At 65.0% G+C, this 15,034-nt stretch carries 14 protein-coding genes; 5 read left to right on the top strand and 9 right to left on the bottom strand.

The genetic code is table 11. The features are described 5' to 3' along the window. Positions 1–23: 23 nt before the first annotated feature. Complete coding sequence (locus tag ACVJ19_RS11270) at positions 24–923, top strand: EamA family transporter (RefSeq protein WP_453949085.1); 900 nt, start codon at positions 24–26, stop codon at positions 921–923. Positions 924–1,060: 137 nt separating this feature from the next. Here ACVJ19_RS11270 and ACVJ19_RS11265 read toward each other — a convergent pair whose 3' ends face one another. Genes ACVJ19_RS11265 through ACVJ19_RS11245 form a run of 5 tightly spaced genes read right to left on the bottom strand, consistent with a single transcriptional unit; the run spans position 1,061 to position 4,180 of the window. Beyond that, on the bottom strand, positions 1,061–1,543 hold the full coding sequence (locus tag ACVJ19_RS11265; RefSeq protein ID WP_453949086.1) for a DUF1178 family protein: 483 nt from the start codon (positions 1,541–1,543) through the stop codon (positions 1,061–1,063). Beyond that, positions 1,540–2,418: a carbon-nitrogen hydrolase family protein gene (locus ACVJ19_RS11260; protein WP_453949087.1), complete on the bottom strand. Its 879-nt coding sequence runs from the start codon at positions 2,416–2,418 to the stop codon at positions 1,540–1,542. The genes ACVJ19_RS11265 and ACVJ19_RS11260 overlap by 4 nt, the downstream gene beginning before the upstream one ends. Beyond that, entirely contained in the window at positions 2,415–2,690 is a 276-nt protein-coding gene (gene grxC / locus ACVJ19_RS11255) for a glutaredoxin 3 (protein ID WP_453955110.1), read from the bottom strand. Before grxC ends, ACVJ19_RS11260 begins: the two co-directional genes overlap by 4 nt. Positions 2,691–2,737: 47 nt before the next feature. Then, positions 2,738–3,535: a ComF family protein gene (locus tag ACVJ19_RS11250; protein ID WP_453949088.1), complete on the bottom strand. Its 798-nt coding sequence runs from the start codon at positions 3,533–3,535 to the stop codon at positions 2,738–2,740. A gap of 57 nt (positions 3,536–3,592) precedes the next feature. Next, on the bottom strand, positions 3,593–4,180 hold the full coding sequence (locus tag ACVJ19_RS11245; RefSeq protein WP_453949089.1) for a macro domain-containing protein: 588 nt from the start codon (positions 4,178–4,180) through the stop codon (positions 3,593–3,595). Positions 4,181–4,289: 109 nt separating this feature from the next. On the opposite strand from ACVJ19_RS11245, the gene ACVJ19_RS11240 reads away from it, so the two are divergent. Then, on the top strand, positions 4,290–5,138 hold the full coding sequence (locus tag ACVJ19_RS11240) for a methyltransferase domain-containing protein (protein WP_453949090.1): 849 nt from the start codon (positions 4,290–4,292) through the stop codon (positions 5,136–5,138). A 159-nt stretch (positions 5,139–5,297) separates the two neighbouring features. On the opposite strand, the gene ACVJ19_RS11235 is transcribed toward ACVJ19_RS11240, so the two are convergent. The 3 genes from ACVJ19_RS11235 to ACVJ19_RS11225 all read right to left on the bottom strand — a co-directional run bounded on the left by ACVJ19_RS11235 (position 5,298) and on the right by ACVJ19_RS11225 (position 7,976). Next, positions 5,298–5,708, bottom strand: coding sequence for a (deoxy)nucleoside triphosphate pyrophosphohydrolase (locus ACVJ19_RS11235; protein WP_453949091.1), 411 nt, complete (start codon positions 5,706–5,708; stop codon positions 5,298–5,300). 10 nt (positions 5,709–5,718) lie between these two features. Next, complete coding sequence (gene argJ / locus ACVJ19_RS11230; protein ID WP_453949092.1) at positions 5,719–6,960, bottom strand: bifunctional glutamate N-acetyltransferase/amino-acid acetyltransferase ArgJ; 1,242 nt, start codon at positions 6,958–6,960, stop codon at positions 5,719–5,721. Positions 6,961–7,061: 101 nt separating this feature from the next. Continuing rightward, entirely contained in the window at positions 7,062–7,976 is a 915-nt protein-coding gene (locus ACVJ19_RS11225; protein ID WP_453949093.1) for a peptidylprolyl isomerase, read from the bottom strand. 354 nt (positions 7,977–8,330) lie between these two features. Here ACVJ19_RS11225 and secA point away from each other — a divergent pair, with 354 nt between their 5' ends. Continuing rightward, positions 8,331–11,171, top strand: a complete 2,841-nt coding sequence (gene secA / locus ACVJ19_RS11220; RefSeq protein ID WP_453949094.1) for a preprotein translocase subunit SecA — start codon at positions 8,331–8,333, stop codon at positions 11,169–11,171. 363 nt (positions 11,172–11,534) lie between these two features. On the opposite strand, the gene ACVJ19_RS11215 is transcribed toward secA, so the two are convergent. Next, positions 11,535–11,978: a MarR family winged helix-turn-helix transcriptional regulator gene (locus tag ACVJ19_RS11215; RefSeq protein ID WP_018643508.1), complete on the bottom strand. Its 444-nt coding sequence runs from the start codon at positions 11,976–11,978 to the stop codon at positions 11,535–11,537. A gap of 179 nt (positions 11,979–12,157) precedes the next feature. On the opposite strand from ACVJ19_RS11215, the gene ACVJ19_RS11210 reads away from it, so the two are divergent. Together ACVJ19_RS11210 and ACVJ19_RS11205 are read left to right on the top strand one after the other, a co-directional pair. Then, positions 12,158–13,342, top strand: a complete 1,185-nt coding sequence (locus tag ACVJ19_RS11210; RefSeq protein WP_453949095.1) for a substrate-binding domain-containing protein — start codon at positions 12,158–12,160, stop codon at positions 13,340–13,342. 158 nt (positions 13,343–13,500) lie between these two features. Beyond that, positions 13,501–15,015, top strand: coding sequence for an amidase (locus tag ACVJ19_RS11205; RefSeq protein WP_453949096.1), 1,515 nt, complete (start codon positions 13,501–13,503; stop codon positions 15,013–15,015). Positions 15,016–15,034: the final 19 nt, after the last annotated feature.

Raw genomic sequence — 15,034 nt, 5'->3', positions numbered from 1 at the left:
TTCTTTCCTGCCCACCCACCCCCATGCTCACCGTCACCAGCCTCTGGATTCCCTTCACAATCATTGCTGCGCTCGGCCAGGTCGCGCGCAATGCGATGCAGCGGTCGTTGACGAAGCCGCTGGGGACCTGGGGCGCGACCAATATCCGCTTCCTGTTCGGCTTCCCGTTCTCGCTGCTGTTCCTCGGCCTGGTGCTGGTCGCGACCGGCGATCATATTGGCATGCCGCCGGCCGTGTTCTGGCCGTGGCTGCTGCTCGGGGCGCTCAGCCAGATCGTTGCCACCGGCTTGATGCTGCTCGCGATGAACGACCGCTCCTTCGTGGTGACCACGGCGTATCTCAAGACCGAGGCGATCCAGACCGCGATCTTCGGCTTCGTCTTCCTCGGCGATCATCTGACCTGGTTGAAGGTGCTGGCGATCGTGATCGCGACCGTCGGCGTCGTCATCACCGCGCTGCGCCCCGGCGGCGAGAAGAGTTTTGCCGAGCTGAAGCCGACCATCACCGGCCTCGTTGCAGCTGCGGCCTTCGCGCTGTCCGCCGTCGGTTTTCGCGGAGCGATCATCACGGTGCCGAACGTGTCCTTCGTGACGGCCTCGTCCTTCACGCTGGTCCTCGGCCTGTTCGTGCAGACGCTGGTGCTGACGATCTACCTGCTCTGGCGCGCGCCAGACGTATTGCGGGGAATCCTCGGACTATGGCGGCCGTCGATGCTCGCGGGCTTCACGGGCGCCTTCGCCTCGCAGTTCTGGTTTTTGGCCTTCGCGCTGACGGCGGCCGCCAATGTCCGCACCCTCGCGCTGATCGAGGTGCTGTTCGCGCAAGGCGTGGCCTACTACTCGTTCAAGCAGCCGATCGCGCCGCGCGAGATTTTTGGCATCGCGCTGATCGTGATCGGCGTGGCGGTGCTGGTGGGGGTCTAGTCGTCATTCCGGGGCGATGCGCAGCATCGAACTATGGTGCGCAGTTGCGCACCAGAGAATCTCGAGATCCCCCGATGCGCAATTGCGCATCTGAGGTCTGGTCCTTCGGACCATCCCGGGATGACGCGCTTCGCGCGTCAGTTCCGGTCTTCCGGCAGCGTCGGCAGCGGCGAGACCTCGATGCCTTCGTCGATCAGCGACTTCGCCTCTTCCGGCGAGGCCTCGCCGTAGATCGGGCGGTGCTCCTTGTCGCCGTAATGCATCGCGCGGGCTTCGTTCGGAAAACGCTCGCCGACATTGTCGGCGTTCTTGACGATGTGATCGCGCAGCTCCTTGAGCTTGGCGCGCAGCTCGCGCTCCTGCGCCATCAGCAGCGAGGTCGGTCCTGACGGCGCAGCCTCGGGCGTGGTCGCAGTCGTGGGCTCCGGCGGCGGTGTCGCGCGCCCGCGGCCCTTCTTTCCGACGATGCGCGGGGCCATGATCGCCTTGTCGACCTTGGCCGAGCCGCAGATCGGGCAGGTCACGAGCTTGCGCTTCACCTGGGAATCATAGGCCGACGAGCTCTGGAACCAGCTTTCGAAGGCGTGGTTGCGGTCGCAGTGGAGCGCGTAGCGGATCATGCCGATCCCCGTACGAGGTGCAAATGGTCCGGCCCCGCCTTCGGGTCGGCGACGCCGAAGCGGCGGCCGTGCTGGAGCGACGGAATCGCGCGGCGCGCGGTCTCGACCTTGGCCGGATCGATCTTGGCCATGATGATGCCGGGCTCGACGTCGCCCTCGGCGAGGATCTCGCCCCAGGGATCGATAATCAGCGAGTGGCCATAGGTCTCGCGCTTGTTCTCGTGGGTGCCTGCCTGCGCCGCGGCAAAGACGAAGCAGCCGGTCTCGATCGCACGCGCGCGCAGCAGCACGTGCCAATGCGCTTCACCGGTCTTGCGGGTGAAGGCTGAGGGCACCGTGATGAAGTAGGCGCCGCTTTCGGCGAGCGCGCGGTACAGCGCGGGGAAGCGCACGTCGTAGCAGATCGTCAGTCCGACCCGGCCCCAGGGCAGGTCGGAGATCACGGCGGTCTCGCCCGGCTGGTAATTGGCGGATTCGCGATAGCTCTCGCCGTCCGGCAGCTCGATGTCGAACATGTGGATCTTGTCGTAGCTCGCGAGCACGTTGCCCTCGGGCCCGATCAGGAAGGAGCGATTGACCGCCTTCTCTTCCGAGAAGCGCAGCGCCAGCGAGCCGACATGGATGTGGATTTTCAGCTCCGCCGCCAGCGCGCGGTAGGCCTTCAGCGAGGTGTCGTCCTCTTCGCTCTGGAGATGCTCGAACAGCGCCTTGCGGTTCAGCTGCATCATGTTGCTGACCTCAGGCGTCTGCACGTAGTCGGCGCCGCCCGCCGCCGCCTGCCGGATCAGCCTTGTGGCCTGCGCGAGGCTCGGCTCCGGCATCAGGCCGGTGCGCATCTGCACCATCGCGGCGGTGAAGGTCCTGTTGTCGCTCATGATACCGCCTTGACGCTTTCGAGCATGCCGTCGAGCTTGCCTTCGCGGTCGAGTGCGTAGAGGTCGTCGCAGCCGCCGACATGGGTGCCGCCGATCCAGATTTGCGGGAAGGTCGAGCCCTCGCCGGCGCGGCCGTACATCTCCTGGCGCCAGGACGGGTTCTTGGCGACGTCGAATTCGGCGAAGGTCGCCTTCTTGCGGGTCAGCAGCGACCGGGCCGCAGAACAATAGCCGCAGCCCGGCCTGGTATAGATCTCGACAGCAGCAGTCATGTTGTCTGGCGCTTTCATGTCACGAATTCATTGAATTATATGGGACTTCACCTGATCTCCACAACCCGGGCGAACACCAGCACGTCGACCTGGGCTGCCTTGGCGCGCAGCAAGGCCCGTGCGCAGGCATCCAATGTCGCACCTGAGGTCAGGACATCGTCGATCAGGACGACGCGGCGGCCCTGGACCTCGGCCTGACGGTCGGGAGATACCTGGAATGCGCCCTGCACATTGGTGGCACGCTGGGCCCGCGACAGGCCGATCTGCTGCTCGGTGGCGCGCACCCGCCGCAGCACGTCGCCCCGCACCTTGACCCCGCTCTGCCGTTCGATGATGCGCGCCAGCGCTCCGGACTGGTTGTAGCGCCGGCGCCAGGCCCGTCGCCAATGCAGGGGCACCGGCACCAGCATGTCGGCGCCCGTCAGCAGCTCGCCGCCTGCGCGCGCCATCCAGCGGCCCATGGCCGGCGCCAGGTCGGTGCGGTCCTGATATTTCAGCGCATGCACCAGCGTGCGTGCGACATCGTCATAGCGCACCGCCGCGCGCGCCCGCTGGTAGGCCGGCGGGCTCGCGATCGCCTCCATCGACAGCATGTCGGGGCCAGGGTCATAAACAAAGGGGATGCCGAGCCGCGGACAATAAGGCCGTTCGATGAACGACAGCCGCGCCCAGCACGCCGCACAGACGCCCTCGCCATCGACCGGCTCGCGGCAGGACACACACAGCGTCGGCAGCGCGATGTCGAGTGCGAGCCGTGCCGCGCGCGACAGCGCATGGCGGCCCGCGGTCAATGCGGCTCGCAATGGTGCAGAGATGGAACGGGCGGGGGCGGCGTCGGTTTCCATCGGAGAAGGCTAGCGTTCCCGTCGGCGGCGCTCAAGCGCCGGTGGCCCGAAACGAGATCAGGAAATCAGTTCGTAATGCTCTCTCAGGATGGCGCGGGCACTTCGTCGCTCCGAGGCCGGCGCGAAGATCGAGTCGTAGGCAAGCCGCATCTGGCGGGCAGCCCGCGCAGGGGGCATTGCGCCTACGCCCGTCCCCAGACCCGGGACGAGCAAGGACTGGATTGTCTCGTCGTCTCCGGCATTGTGTGTGATGACAGCGATCAGGGCTGCCCGGAATGCGAGATACACATTCACGGTCTGATCAATGCGCGTCGGGACACGCATCGTGGGCGCACTCACGAGGAACGGGAAGCGCACGTGGCCTGTGGCAAGCACGATCGCCTGGCCGACCGGGAGTTCTCCGTAATGGTGCTCTGCCAACGTGGCTTGCAGATTGGTCTGAAGGTCCCAGCCGAAATATCGCGAATAGAGAAGGTCGATCCCGCCATCCATGTGCCCGAAACTGTTCGCGGGGCTCAGGATCGCATCGGCCTCCTGCGCAAAAATGTCGCCGAGCGAGACCTCGACGTCTGCTACATCGGCAAACGCTGCTCTCCATGCTTCGACAACGTCTGCGTTGATATCGCGAAGATGAATGCTGAACACTGCCGGAGCCTCGGTGAGGCCTGATTATACGACGGCCCGTCTGGCCGTTCCACCTGCCTCTCTATTGCGTGGGTTGCCAGAGTGGCTGTCATGAGCGTAACCAAACCGCATGGCTGCACCTGCGCAAATCCCGCCCGCCCTGTTCGATCGCGCCTTGCTGCATGCGCGGCAGCGCCGCGCGCAGGCGCAGGGCGCCGTGAGCTTCCTGCTCGACCGTGTCGCCGAGGACATGTCCGACCGGTTGGCCGCAGTGATGCGGGAATTTCATGCGTCGGTCGATCTCTGGAGCCCCGGCGAGGGTCTGGCCTCGCTGCGCGCGCGCCTGCCTTCCATCGAACGGGTCGCGCTCGATGCGGCTGGTGCGGAGACGCTGCCCTTCGCGCCCGAATCGCTCGACCTCGTTGTCTCCGCGCTGGCGCTGCAATTCGTCAACGACCTTCCCGGCGTGCTCGCGCAAATCCGCCGCGCGCTCAAACCGGATGGCTTGCTGCTTGCCGCGATGATCGGCGGCGACAGTCTGACCGAACTGCGTCAGGCCTTTGCCGCGGCGGAGGCCGAATGCGAGGGCGGCGTGTCGCCGCGTGTCGCCCCCTTCGCTGACCTGCGCGACATCGGCGCGCTGTTGCAACGGGCGGGGTTTGCGCTGCCGGTGACCGATGTCGACCGCGTCGTGGTGCGTTATGGCAATGCGTTCGCGCTGATGCAGGATCTTCGCCGCATGGGCGCGGCCAATGTGCTGATCGAACGGCGGCGTACACCGAGCCGGCGCGCGACGTTGCTGCGGATGGCCGAAATCTATGCCGAGCGCTTTGCCGATGCCGACGGCCGCATCCGCGCGACGTTCGACATCATCTGGCTCTCGGGCTGGGCGCCGCATGCGAGCCAGCAGCAGCCGCTCAAGCCGGGGTCGGCGAAAGCGAGCCTGGCGGAGGCGGTGAAGAAGGCGGGGAAGGAGTGAGGCGTGTCCCGGACGCGCTGCAGCGTTCTTACGCTGCTGCGCAGAGCCGGGACCCAGCTTGGCGTTAGCGTGGGCCCCGGCTCTGCAGCGCATCGCTGAACCGGACGATGCTTCGCATCGCCGGGGAAGCGCTGCGCTGCGTCCGGGGCACAGTGCGCGTCACATCAGCAAATCGATCAAATGCGGGATCAGCGGAATGTCCGCGGGCGGCATCGGGTAGTCGCGCAGCTTGTTGGCGCGGACCCAGGCGAGGTTCTGGCCCTCGCGTGCGGCGACCATCCCCTCCCAGCGCCGGCAGATGTAGAGCGGCATCAACAGGTGGAAGGTCTCGTAGCCGTAGCTGGCGAAGGTCAGCGGCGCCAGGCACGGCTCGGCGACGGTGATGCCGAGCTCCTCGTGCAGTTCGCGGATCAGGCTCTGCTCCGGCCGCTCGCCGGGCTCGAGCTTGCCGCCGGGGAATTCCCACAGGCCCGCCAGTGCCTTGCCTTCGGGGCGCTGCGCGATCAGGACGCGCTTGTCGGCGTCGACCAGCGCGCAGGCCACCACCAGTGTTAGTTTGAGATCGGCCATCGACGTCCGCTTACGACCTGTAATCCCCGTTGATCGCGACATATTCCTTCGTGAGGTCGCAGGTCATGACGCGGTCGCGGCCCTTGCCGAGGCCAAGCGAGACCTTGATCGCGATCTCCGGCGCCTTCATCGCCTCCGACACCTGCGCCTCGTCGTAGTCTGGATCGCGCGCGCCGCTCTTGGCGACGCGGATGCCGTTGAAAGAGATCGAGAGCTTGTCGCGATCGGCCGGCTCGCCGGCCTTGCCGACGGCCATCACGACGCGGCCCCAATTGGCGTCCTCGCCGGCGATCGCGGTCTTCACCAGCGGCGAGTTGGCGATCGACATCGCGATCTTGCGGGCGGAGGCCTTGGTCTTGGCGCCCTCGACGGTGATCTCGACCAGCTTGCGCGCGCCTTCGCCGTCGCGGGCCACCTGCTCGGCGAGATTGGCGAGCACCTGGTTGAACGCCTTGACGAAGGCCTTCAGGCGCGGATCGCTGGCGCGGCTGATCTTTGGCGCGCCATGCTCGGCGGCGGCGCCGGTCGCGAACGCCAGCAGCGTGTCCGAGGTCGAGGTGTCACCGTCGATCGTCACTGCGTTAAAGGTGTCCTCGACGCCGCTCTTGAGCAGGGCCTGCAGCGCGGCGGGCGCGATCGGCGCGTCGGTGAAGATGAAGGACAGCATTGTCGCCATATCAGGAGCGATCATGCCGGCGCCCTTGGCCATGCCGTTGATGGTGACCTTGGCCTTGCCGAGCTTGACGGTCGCGGTCGCGACCTTCGGGAAGGTGTCGGTGGTCATGATCGCCTTGGCCGCGGCGAGGTAATCGCCGACCTCGGCGGTCTCGGCGAGACGGCCGAGCACCCCGTCGAACTTGGTGGCGTCCAGCGGCTCGCCGATCACGCCGGTGGAAGCCAGGAAGATTTCGCCTTCGCTGCAGCCGACAGCCTTGGCCGCGATCTTCGCGGTCAGCGCGGTTGAGGCGCGGCCGGTCTTGCCGGTGAAGGCGTTGGCATTGCCGGAATTGACCACCAGCGCGCGCGCCTTGCCGCCCTTCAGCTTGGCGCGGCACCACTCCACCGGCGCCGACGGGCATTTCGACTTGGTGAAGACGCCGGCCACCGCGGTGCCCTTGTCCATCACCGCCAGCAGCACGTCGGTGCGGTTCTTGTAGCGGATGCCGGCCTCGGCCGTCGCAAGTCGGATGCCCGCGATCACGGGCATGTCGGGAACGGTTTTCGGGGCGAGCGGGGAGACGGCTGAGGACATCGTGGGGCGCCTTGGTGGGTCTGGATATGCAGATGGCCGGGCATTTGCCCGGCCATTGCGACGTTAGATACTATTGGCGTCCGCGAAGTGACAGCGAATTCTTACTTCTTCGCCGGCGGAGCCATCTTGCTGTCGGAGGGCTTGGCCGCGTCGGCCGGCTTGGCATCCGCCGCCGGCTGGTCCAGCCGCTCGACCTTGGCTTCGGCACGGAGCTTGGCGACGTAGTCGGCCTGGGCCTTGCGGGTGACGTAGTTCTCGATCTGGGCCTTGACCTGCTCGAAGTCCGGCGCCTTGCGGCTGCGCTTTTCCTCGACCTTGATGATGTGCCAGCCGAATTGCGACTTCACGGGGTCGGAGATCTTGCCCGGCTCGAGCGCGAAGGCCACGGCCGAGAATTCGGGCACCATCTGCTCCTTGGTGAAGAAGCCGAGGTCGCCGCCGTCGGCGGAGCCCGGATCCTTGGACTTCTTCTTGGCGAGCTCGGCGAAATCGGCGCCCTTCTCGAGCTCGGCCTTCACCGCCTTGGCCTCGTCCTCGGTCTCGACCAGGATGTGGCGGGCGCGCACCTCCTGCTCGCCCGTGATCTGCTTGGAGGCCTCCTCATAGACCTTCTTCATGGCGTCGGGGGTGGTGGCGGCCTTGCCCTCGTTGGCGAGCAGGCTGTCCATCAGCAGCCGGTTGCGGGCAAACGCCAGGCGCTTCTTGAACTCCTCGCTGTCGGCGACCTTCTTGTCTTCGGCAGCCTTGCTGACGATCTTCATGTCGATCAGGAAGGACAGGACGTTCTCGTCCTTGGTCGCCGGGTCCATCTGGGCGAGGCTCGGCCCGAGTTCCTCCTCGGCCATGGTCACGTCGCTCTTCTTGATTTCCGCGCCATTGACCTTCGCCAGGACCGGATCGTCGGCGGCCCGGAGCGGGCCCGCGAACGCCAGGGTCAGCGCCAGAGCGAGGCCGCCGGCCAGGGCGGAGGCTTGGCGAAAACGCTGGCCGGTGGTTACCGGGAACGAGGTGGTCATGGAAAATCCTTTTGTTGAAGCAGGGGGCTGCTCGAGCGGGGCGGACACTCGCCCAATCAGGGGGGCTTGGCAACGCGAAAAGTCTGTCAAAATGATGAATTAGCGGCAGGGCGCCCGCCGTTGACAAGGCCCTGACCGGGCCATATCTCTGCCCGGTCGCGTCCATGGCGATGGCGTTTATTTTGCTGCGTTTTTGGCCGTTGAACCCAGACTTGCCCAATTCCCACCCATATGGCGGATGATCCCCCGCAGTCCGGGCTCTGACGCCATCAGGCGTCACGGTGAGTTGATAAGGCAGGCGGGTGACAACTTCTTGGCTGCAACGCGGTTGAATCGCGAACACAGGAACTAGGCATGATCGGCGCGCTCGCCCGCAAGTTTTTCGGCTCCGCCAACGACCGGCGGGTGAAGGGATATCAGTCCCGCGTCAACGCGATCAACGCGCTGGAGCCCGAGATCGTCAAGCTCTCCGACGACGAGCTCAAGGCCCGCACCGCCGAGTTCAGGAAGCAGCTCGCCGAGGGCAAGACGCTCGACGACCTGCTGGTGCCCGCCTTCGCCACCGTGCGCGAGGCCGCCAAGCGCACGCTCGGCCAGCGTCATTTCGACGTCCAGCTGATCGGCGGCATGGTGCTGCACGAGGGTGACATCGCCGAGATGAAGACCGGCGAAGGCAAGACGCTGGTCGCAACGCTCGCGGTCTACCTCAACGCGCTCGCCGGCAAGGGCGTCCACGTCGTCACCGTCAACGACTACCTCGCCCGCCGTGACTCCGGCTGGATGGGCCAGATCTACAGCTTCCTCGGCATGACCACCGGCGTGATCGTGCACGGCCTCGACGACGCCGAGCGCAAGGCGGCCTATGCCTGCGACATCACCTACGGCACCAACAACGAATACGGCTTCGATTACCTCCGCGACAACATGAAGTACCGGCTCGAGGACATGGTCCAGCGGCCGCACTTCTTCGCCATCGTCGACGAGGTCGACTCCATCCTGATCGACGAAGCGCGCACGCCGCTGATCATCTCCGGACCGCTCGACGACCGCTCGGATTTCTACAACACCATCGACGGCTTCCTGCCCAAGCTCGACAAGACCGACTACGAGGTCGACGAGAAGCAGCGCACGGTGACGCTGACCGAAGGCGGCATGGAGAAGATCGAGACGCTGCTGCGCGATGCCGGCCAGCTCAAGGGCGAGTCGCTCTATGACGTCGAGAACGTCTCCGTCGTGCACCACATCAACCAGGCGCTCCGCGCCCACACGCTGTTCACCCGCGACAAGGACTACATCGTCCGCGACGACGAGGTCGTCATCATCGACGAGTTTACCGGCCGCATGATGCCGGGCCGGCGCTATTCGGAAGGCCTGCACCAGGCGCTGGAAGCCAAGGAGCACGTCCAGGTCCAGCCCGAGAACCAGACGCTGGCCTCGATCACCTTCCAGAATTACTTCCGCATGTACGAGAAGCTGGCCGGCATGACCGGCACGGCCGCGACCGAGGCGGACGAACTGTTCGACATCTACAAGCTCGAGGTCGTGGAGATCCCGACCAATCTGTCGATCGCGCGCCTCGACGAGGACGACGAGGTCTATCGCACCCAGAAGGAAAAATACGCCGCCATCCTCGCCGAGATCGAGCGCGCCAATGCGCGGCTGCAGCCCGTGCTGGTCGGTACGGCCTCGATCGAGAAGTCGGAAGTGCTCGCCGAATTCCTCAAGGCGCACGGCTACAAGCAGATCGATTTCGGCAAGGAGAATGCGCTCGACAAGCTCTACGCCGCCGCCCGCGCCGGCAAGCCGTCAAAGCTGTTCGCGGTGCTGAACGCGCGCTTCCACGAGCAGGAAGCCTATATCGTCGCCGAAGCCGGCGTTCCCGGTGCGATCACGATCGCGACCAACATGGCCGGCCGCGGTACCGACATCAAGCTCGGCGGCTCGCTGGAGATGCGCATCCAGCAGGAGACCGCTGGCATCACCGACGAGGCCGAGAAGGCGAAGAAGATCGAGCAGATCAAGGCCGACATCGCGCACTTCCGCGATATCGTGCTGAAGGCGGAGGAGACCGTCGAGATCGAGCCGGCCAAGGGCTCCAAGTCCGCCAAGACCGTGAAGAAGCCGGGCGGCCTCTACATCATCGGCTCCGAGCGTCACGAATCCCGCCGCATCGACAACCAGCTGCGCGGCCGTTCCGGCCGTCAGGGCGATCCCGGCCGGTCAAAATTCTTCCTGTCGCTGGAGGACGATCTGATGCGCATCTTCGGCTCGGATCGCCTCGACAGCATGCTGCAGCGTCTCGGCCTGCAGGAGGGCGAGGCGATCATCCATCCCTGGATCAACAAGGCGCTGGAAAAGGCGCAGCAGAAGGTCGAAGCCCGCAACTTCGACATCCGCAAGAACCTCTTGAAGTTCGACAACGTCCAGAACGACCAGCGCAAGGTGATCTTCGATCAGCGCGTCGACCTGATGAAGGACGACAGCGTCGCCGAGACCGTCGCCGACATGCGCCACGCCTTCATCGACGACCTCGTCGCCAAGCACGTGCCCGAGCACGCCTATGCCGAGCAGTGGGACGTCGCCGGCCTGAAGGAGGAATTGAAGCGCGTGCTCGATCTCGACCTGCCGGTCGACGAATGGGCCAAGGAAGAGGGCATCGCCGACGAGGAGCTGCTCACGCGCATCGAGACCAAGGCCGACGAGCACATGGCGGCCAAGGTCGCGCAATGGGGTCCCGACGTGATGCGTTACGTCGAGAAGACCATCCTGCTGCAGACGCTCGACCATCTCTGGCGCGAGCACCTGATCATGCTCGACCATCTGCGCCAGGTCATCGGCCTGCGCGGCTACGGCCAGCGCGATCCCTTGCAGGAGTACAAGACCGAGGCCTTCAACCTCTTCCAGGAGATGAGCGCTCACTTACGTGAGGCCGTCACCGCGCAGCTGATGCGGGTCGAGATCGTCCCGCCGGAGCAGGAAGCTCCCATCCTGCCGGCGATGGAAGCGCACAAGTTCGACCCGAACACCGGCGAGGACGAGATGGCGCTCGCCAGCGTCACGCTGGGCGCACAGGCCACCGACGCGGCACTGCGCGATCCCAAGAACCCGGCGAGCTGGGGCAAGGTCGGCCGCAACGAGGACTGCCCGTGCGGCTCGGGCAAGAAGTACAAGCACTGCCACGGGCGGTATGCGTAAGGTGTGAGGCGCGATACCAGCGCCTCATTCCCCGCTGTCGTCGCCCGGCTTGACCGGGCGACCCAGTACGCCGCGGCTTCTCGGCTCAATCACATCCGTCTCTGGAATGCTGGATCGCCCGATTAAATCGGGCGATGACAGTTGAGTGTGTGGCGAACAGTTAGCCCCACAACGTCGTCCTGGCGAAAGCCAGGACCCATTACCCCAAGGCGAAGTTGTTGCGTGAAGCTGGCGACCGCGAGTCTTCGTCAAACCAAATGCGGTGGTAATGGGTCCTGGATCTGCGCTCCGCTCGCGACAACGCTACGCGTAGTCGCGAGCTTCGCTTGTCCAGGACGACGATGGAATTGATATTCACGCAGCTCAATTCGAGCTGTCGATCAAGCTCTCCAGCAGCCGCTTGAGCTCGCTCGTCGACTTGTCGCCATAGCTCTCCAGGATATGCTCCTCCTGGTCCACCGCGAGCGAGTTGAGCTTCTTGCACAGCACCTTGCCGCGGTCGGAGATGAACATCAAAACCTTGCGGCGGTCGTTGGGGTCCTGCACGCGATAGACCAGCGTGTCGGAGACCATGCGGTCGATCATCTTGGTCAGCGTCGGATGGTTGAGCAGCACGGCGTCCGCAAGCTCGCCCATCGAATGACCGTTGCCATCGGAGAGAACTTTCAGAATGCGCCATTGCTCGACGGGAACGCCCTCCTTGCTCAAGCGCAGTTCCAGCTGCCGGTTGATCTCCCGGTTGGCTTGCGCGAGCAGGTAAGCGAGATGTTCGGTGATCGGGGTGTTTTCTTTCGACGGTTTTGCCACGGCTAAGACTTCGTCTTGACCCAAATGAGTGAATGTCTTGCAATCAATGCTGCATCTATATGCACTTCAATTCTTGAATATTCAATATTTTCAAAATAGGATCATTGCCCAACAAAAGGGCGGAAGCCGCGGCCGCCTGCTCAATGTGCTTTCAGGTCTGTTGCCAGACAGGAGTTGGCGTGCGCGCGACGGTAAACTTCCCGGCTCACGGCGGTCCGGCGTTGCCGCCGTCCCTGCTGTTCAGGAATCTGTCGTCGTCGGCGGCCGACTTCGACCTGTCTCCGGTCGACGCGCATTTCATGAAGCGCCGCGGCGCGCGCAACAAGCTGCGCATCGGCAATTTCCTCACCTTCACCGGCTCGCCCGGGATCTGGGGCCCGACCTCCACCAACAGCGCGATGCTGGCGGTCGCCGAGATCAACAAGCGCGGCGGCATCCTGGGCCGCGAGCTCGAGCTGTCGATCTACGATTCCGGCGGGCCGATCGACGAGGTGGTGCGCCGCGCCGAGCAGGCGATCGCCTTCGACGAGGTCGATCTCATCATGGGCTCGCATATCAGCGCGGTCCGCGTCGCGCTGCGCAAGGTCACCGGCAACCGCATCCCCTACATCTACACCCCGGTCTATGAGGGCGGCGAGCGCACGCCGGGCGTGATGGCGATCGGCGAGACGCCGCGCTGGCAGAGCCGGCCGGCGATCCACTGGCTCGCGGACGTCAAGAAGGCCGCGCGCTGGTACCTGATCGGCAGCGACTATGTCTGGCCGTGGCAGTCGCATCGTTCGGTCAAGCGCTACATCAAGGAGGCCGGCGGCCAGGTCGTCGGCGAGGAGTTCGTGCCCGTTGGCGAGGACAATCACGAGCCGCATCTGGCGCGCATCCGCGCCGCCAAGCCCGATGTGGTGCTGATCTCGCTGATCGGCACCGACAGCATCACCTTCAACCGCGCCTTTGCCGAAGCGGGGCTTGCCACCTCGACGCTGCGGCTTGCGGGGGCGATGGACGAAACCGTGCTGCTCGGCATCGGCGCCGACAACACCGAGAATTTGTTCTGCGCCTCCGGCTATTTCAACGGCATGGTCTCGCGCGCCAATGACGAGTTCCTCAGTGCCTATCATTCCATGTTCGGTGCCAACGCGCCGCCGGTCGGCTCCGTCGGTCAGTCGAACTATGAGGGGCTGCGCTTCCTTGAATCCGTCGCCAACCGCGCCGGCTCGCTGGCCTTTCGTCCGCTGCTCAAGGCCGCGCGCAACACTGTCTATACGGCTGGCCGCGGCCCCGTGACGCTGCGCGACGGCCGCGCCGAGATGCCGATGTACCTCGCCGAAGCCGACGGTCTCGACTTCAGGATCATCAAGACGCTCTGAGCGGCCGCTGGCCCAGCGCGGTGGACTTGCGAAATAATACTTGAAAAGGAAAATATTTCCGTCTGTAATATCCACGCGAAGCCGGCTGGCCCGCGCCGTGCAGGCGCGAGCGAGAGGCTTCCAACGCCAGGGATCAAGAAGCCTCAGAGGAGAGCGCCGTGACAGTTGTCCTTCCAACGCCCGCCCAACTTCGCAGTGTCGCCGAGCAGTGCGGCCTTTCGCTCACCGATGACGACGTCGCCTCGTTCCGCGGCCTGATGCAGGGCTCGATCGAAGCCTACAATCTCGTTGCCGCGATGCCGGACGAATTGCCGGAGGTGAAATATCCGCGCACGCCGGGCTATCGGCCCTCGGCCGAAGAGAACCCGCGCAATGCCTGGTATCGCAAGTCGACCGTGAAGGGCGCCGCCAGCGGCAAGCTCAAGGGCAAGACCATTGCGCTGAAGGACAACATCATGCTGGCCGGCGTGCCCATGACCAACGGCTCGTCGACGCTGGAAGGCTACGTGCCCGATTTCGACGCCACCATCGTCACGCGCATGCTGGATGCCGGCGCCGAGATCAAGGGCAAGGTGCATTGCGAGCATTTCTGCCTGTCCGGCGGCAGCCACACCGGCTCCTACGGCCCGGTGCATAATCCGCACAAGATGGGTTACTCGGCCGGCGGCTCGTCGTCAGGCTCGGGCGTCGTGGTCGCACTCGGCGAGGTCGACATGGCGATCGGCGGCGATCAGGGCGGCTCGATCCGCATGCCGTCCTCGTTCTGCGGCATTTACGGCATGAAGCCGACCTGGGGCCTCGTTCCCTACACCGGCATCATGCCGATCGAGATCTATGTCGACCATACCGGTCCGATGACCGCGACGGTCGCCGACAACGCGCTGCTGCTCGAAGTGCTCGCCGGCGATGACGGCTACGATCCGCGCATCAAGGCGCCGAAGGTCGAGGAATACACCAAGGCGCTCGGCCAGGGCGTCAAGGGCATGAAGATCGGCATCCTCAAGGAAGGTTTTGAGCAGCCGGTCGCAGAGGCCGCGGTGAATGAAAGCGTGCGCGAGGCGGCAAAGCGCTTCAGGGATCTTGGCGCCACCGTAGAGACCGTCTCGATCCCGATGCATCTCCTCGGCGGCGCGATCTGGACCCCGATCGGCACCGAAGGCCTGACCCAGACCATGATGTTCGGCGACGGCTACGGCCTCAGCCGCGGCGATCTCTATTCGACCTCGCTGATGGATTTTCATCGCGGCTGGCGTCGGCAGGCCGACTCGCTGTCCGAGACCACGAAGCTGTTCATGATGCTGGGCACCTACATCAACAACAATTTCGGTCCGCGCTTCTACGGCAAGGCGCTCAACATCTCCCGCCGGCTGACCGCCGCCTACGACAAGGCGTTCGGCGATTACGATCTGCTGCTGATGCCGACCACGCCGATGAAGGCGACCAAGCTACCGGAGCCCAATGCCAGCCGCGAGGAATACGTTGCGCGCGCGCTCGAGATGATCTCGAACACCGCGCCGTTCGACATCACCCATCATCCCGCGATGTCGCTGCCCTGCGGCATGGTCGACGGCCTGCCGGTCGGCCTGATGCTGGTCGGTCGCATGTTCGAGGAATCCACCATCTACCGCGCCGCCCATGCCTTCGAGCAGATCGGCGACTGGAAGAAGATGTGAGCGAGGTAGTGATGCAGAC

Source organism: Bradyrhizobium sp. USDA 376, assembly GCF_054063675.1.
Note: the sequence above shows the minus strand (reverse complement) of the source record. Positions and strands in the feature narration are given on the sequence as shown.

Excerpts from the sequence above, each read along its gene's own strand:
- ACVJ19_RS11270 (WP_453949085.1), top strand. The coding sequence starts at position 24 with ATGCTCACCGTCACCAGCCTCTGGATTCCCTTCACAATCATTGCTGCG.
- ACVJ19_RS11265 (WP_453949086.1), bottom strand. The coding sequence starts at position 1,543 with ATGATCCGCTACGCGCTCCACTGCGACCGCAACCACGCCTTCGAAAGC.
- ACVJ19_RS11260 (WP_453949087.1), bottom strand. The coding sequence starts at position 2,418 with ATGAGCGACAACAGGACCTTCACCGCCGCGATGGTGCAGATGCGCACC.
- grxC (WP_453955110.1), bottom strand. The coding sequence starts at position 2,690 with ATGACTGCTGCTGTCGAGATCTATACCAGGCCGGGCTGCGGCTATTGT.
- ACVJ19_RS11250 (WP_453949088.1), bottom strand. The coding sequence starts at position 3,535 with ATGGAAACCGACGCCGCCCCCGCCCGTTCCATCTCTGCACCATTGCGA.
- ACVJ19_RS11240 (WP_453949090.1), top strand. The coding sequence starts at position 4,290 with ATGGCTGCACCTGCGCAAATCCCGCCCGCCCTGTTCGATCGCGCCTTG.
- ACVJ19_RS11235 (WP_453949091.1), bottom strand. The coding sequence starts at position 5,708 with ATGGCCGATCTCAAACTAACACTGGTGGTGGCCTGCGCGCTGGTCGAC.
- argJ (WP_453949092.1), bottom strand. The coding sequence starts at position 6,960 with ATGTCCTCAGCCGTCTCCCCGCTCGCCCCGAAAACCGTTCCCGACATG.
- ACVJ19_RS11225 (WP_453949093.1), bottom strand. The coding sequence starts at position 7,976 with ATGACCACCTCGTTCCCGGTAACCACCGGCCAGCGTTTTCGCCAAGCC.
- secA (WP_453949094.1), top strand. The coding sequence starts at position 8,331 with ATGATCGGCGCGCTCGCCCGCAAGTTTTTCGGCTCCGCCAACGACCGG.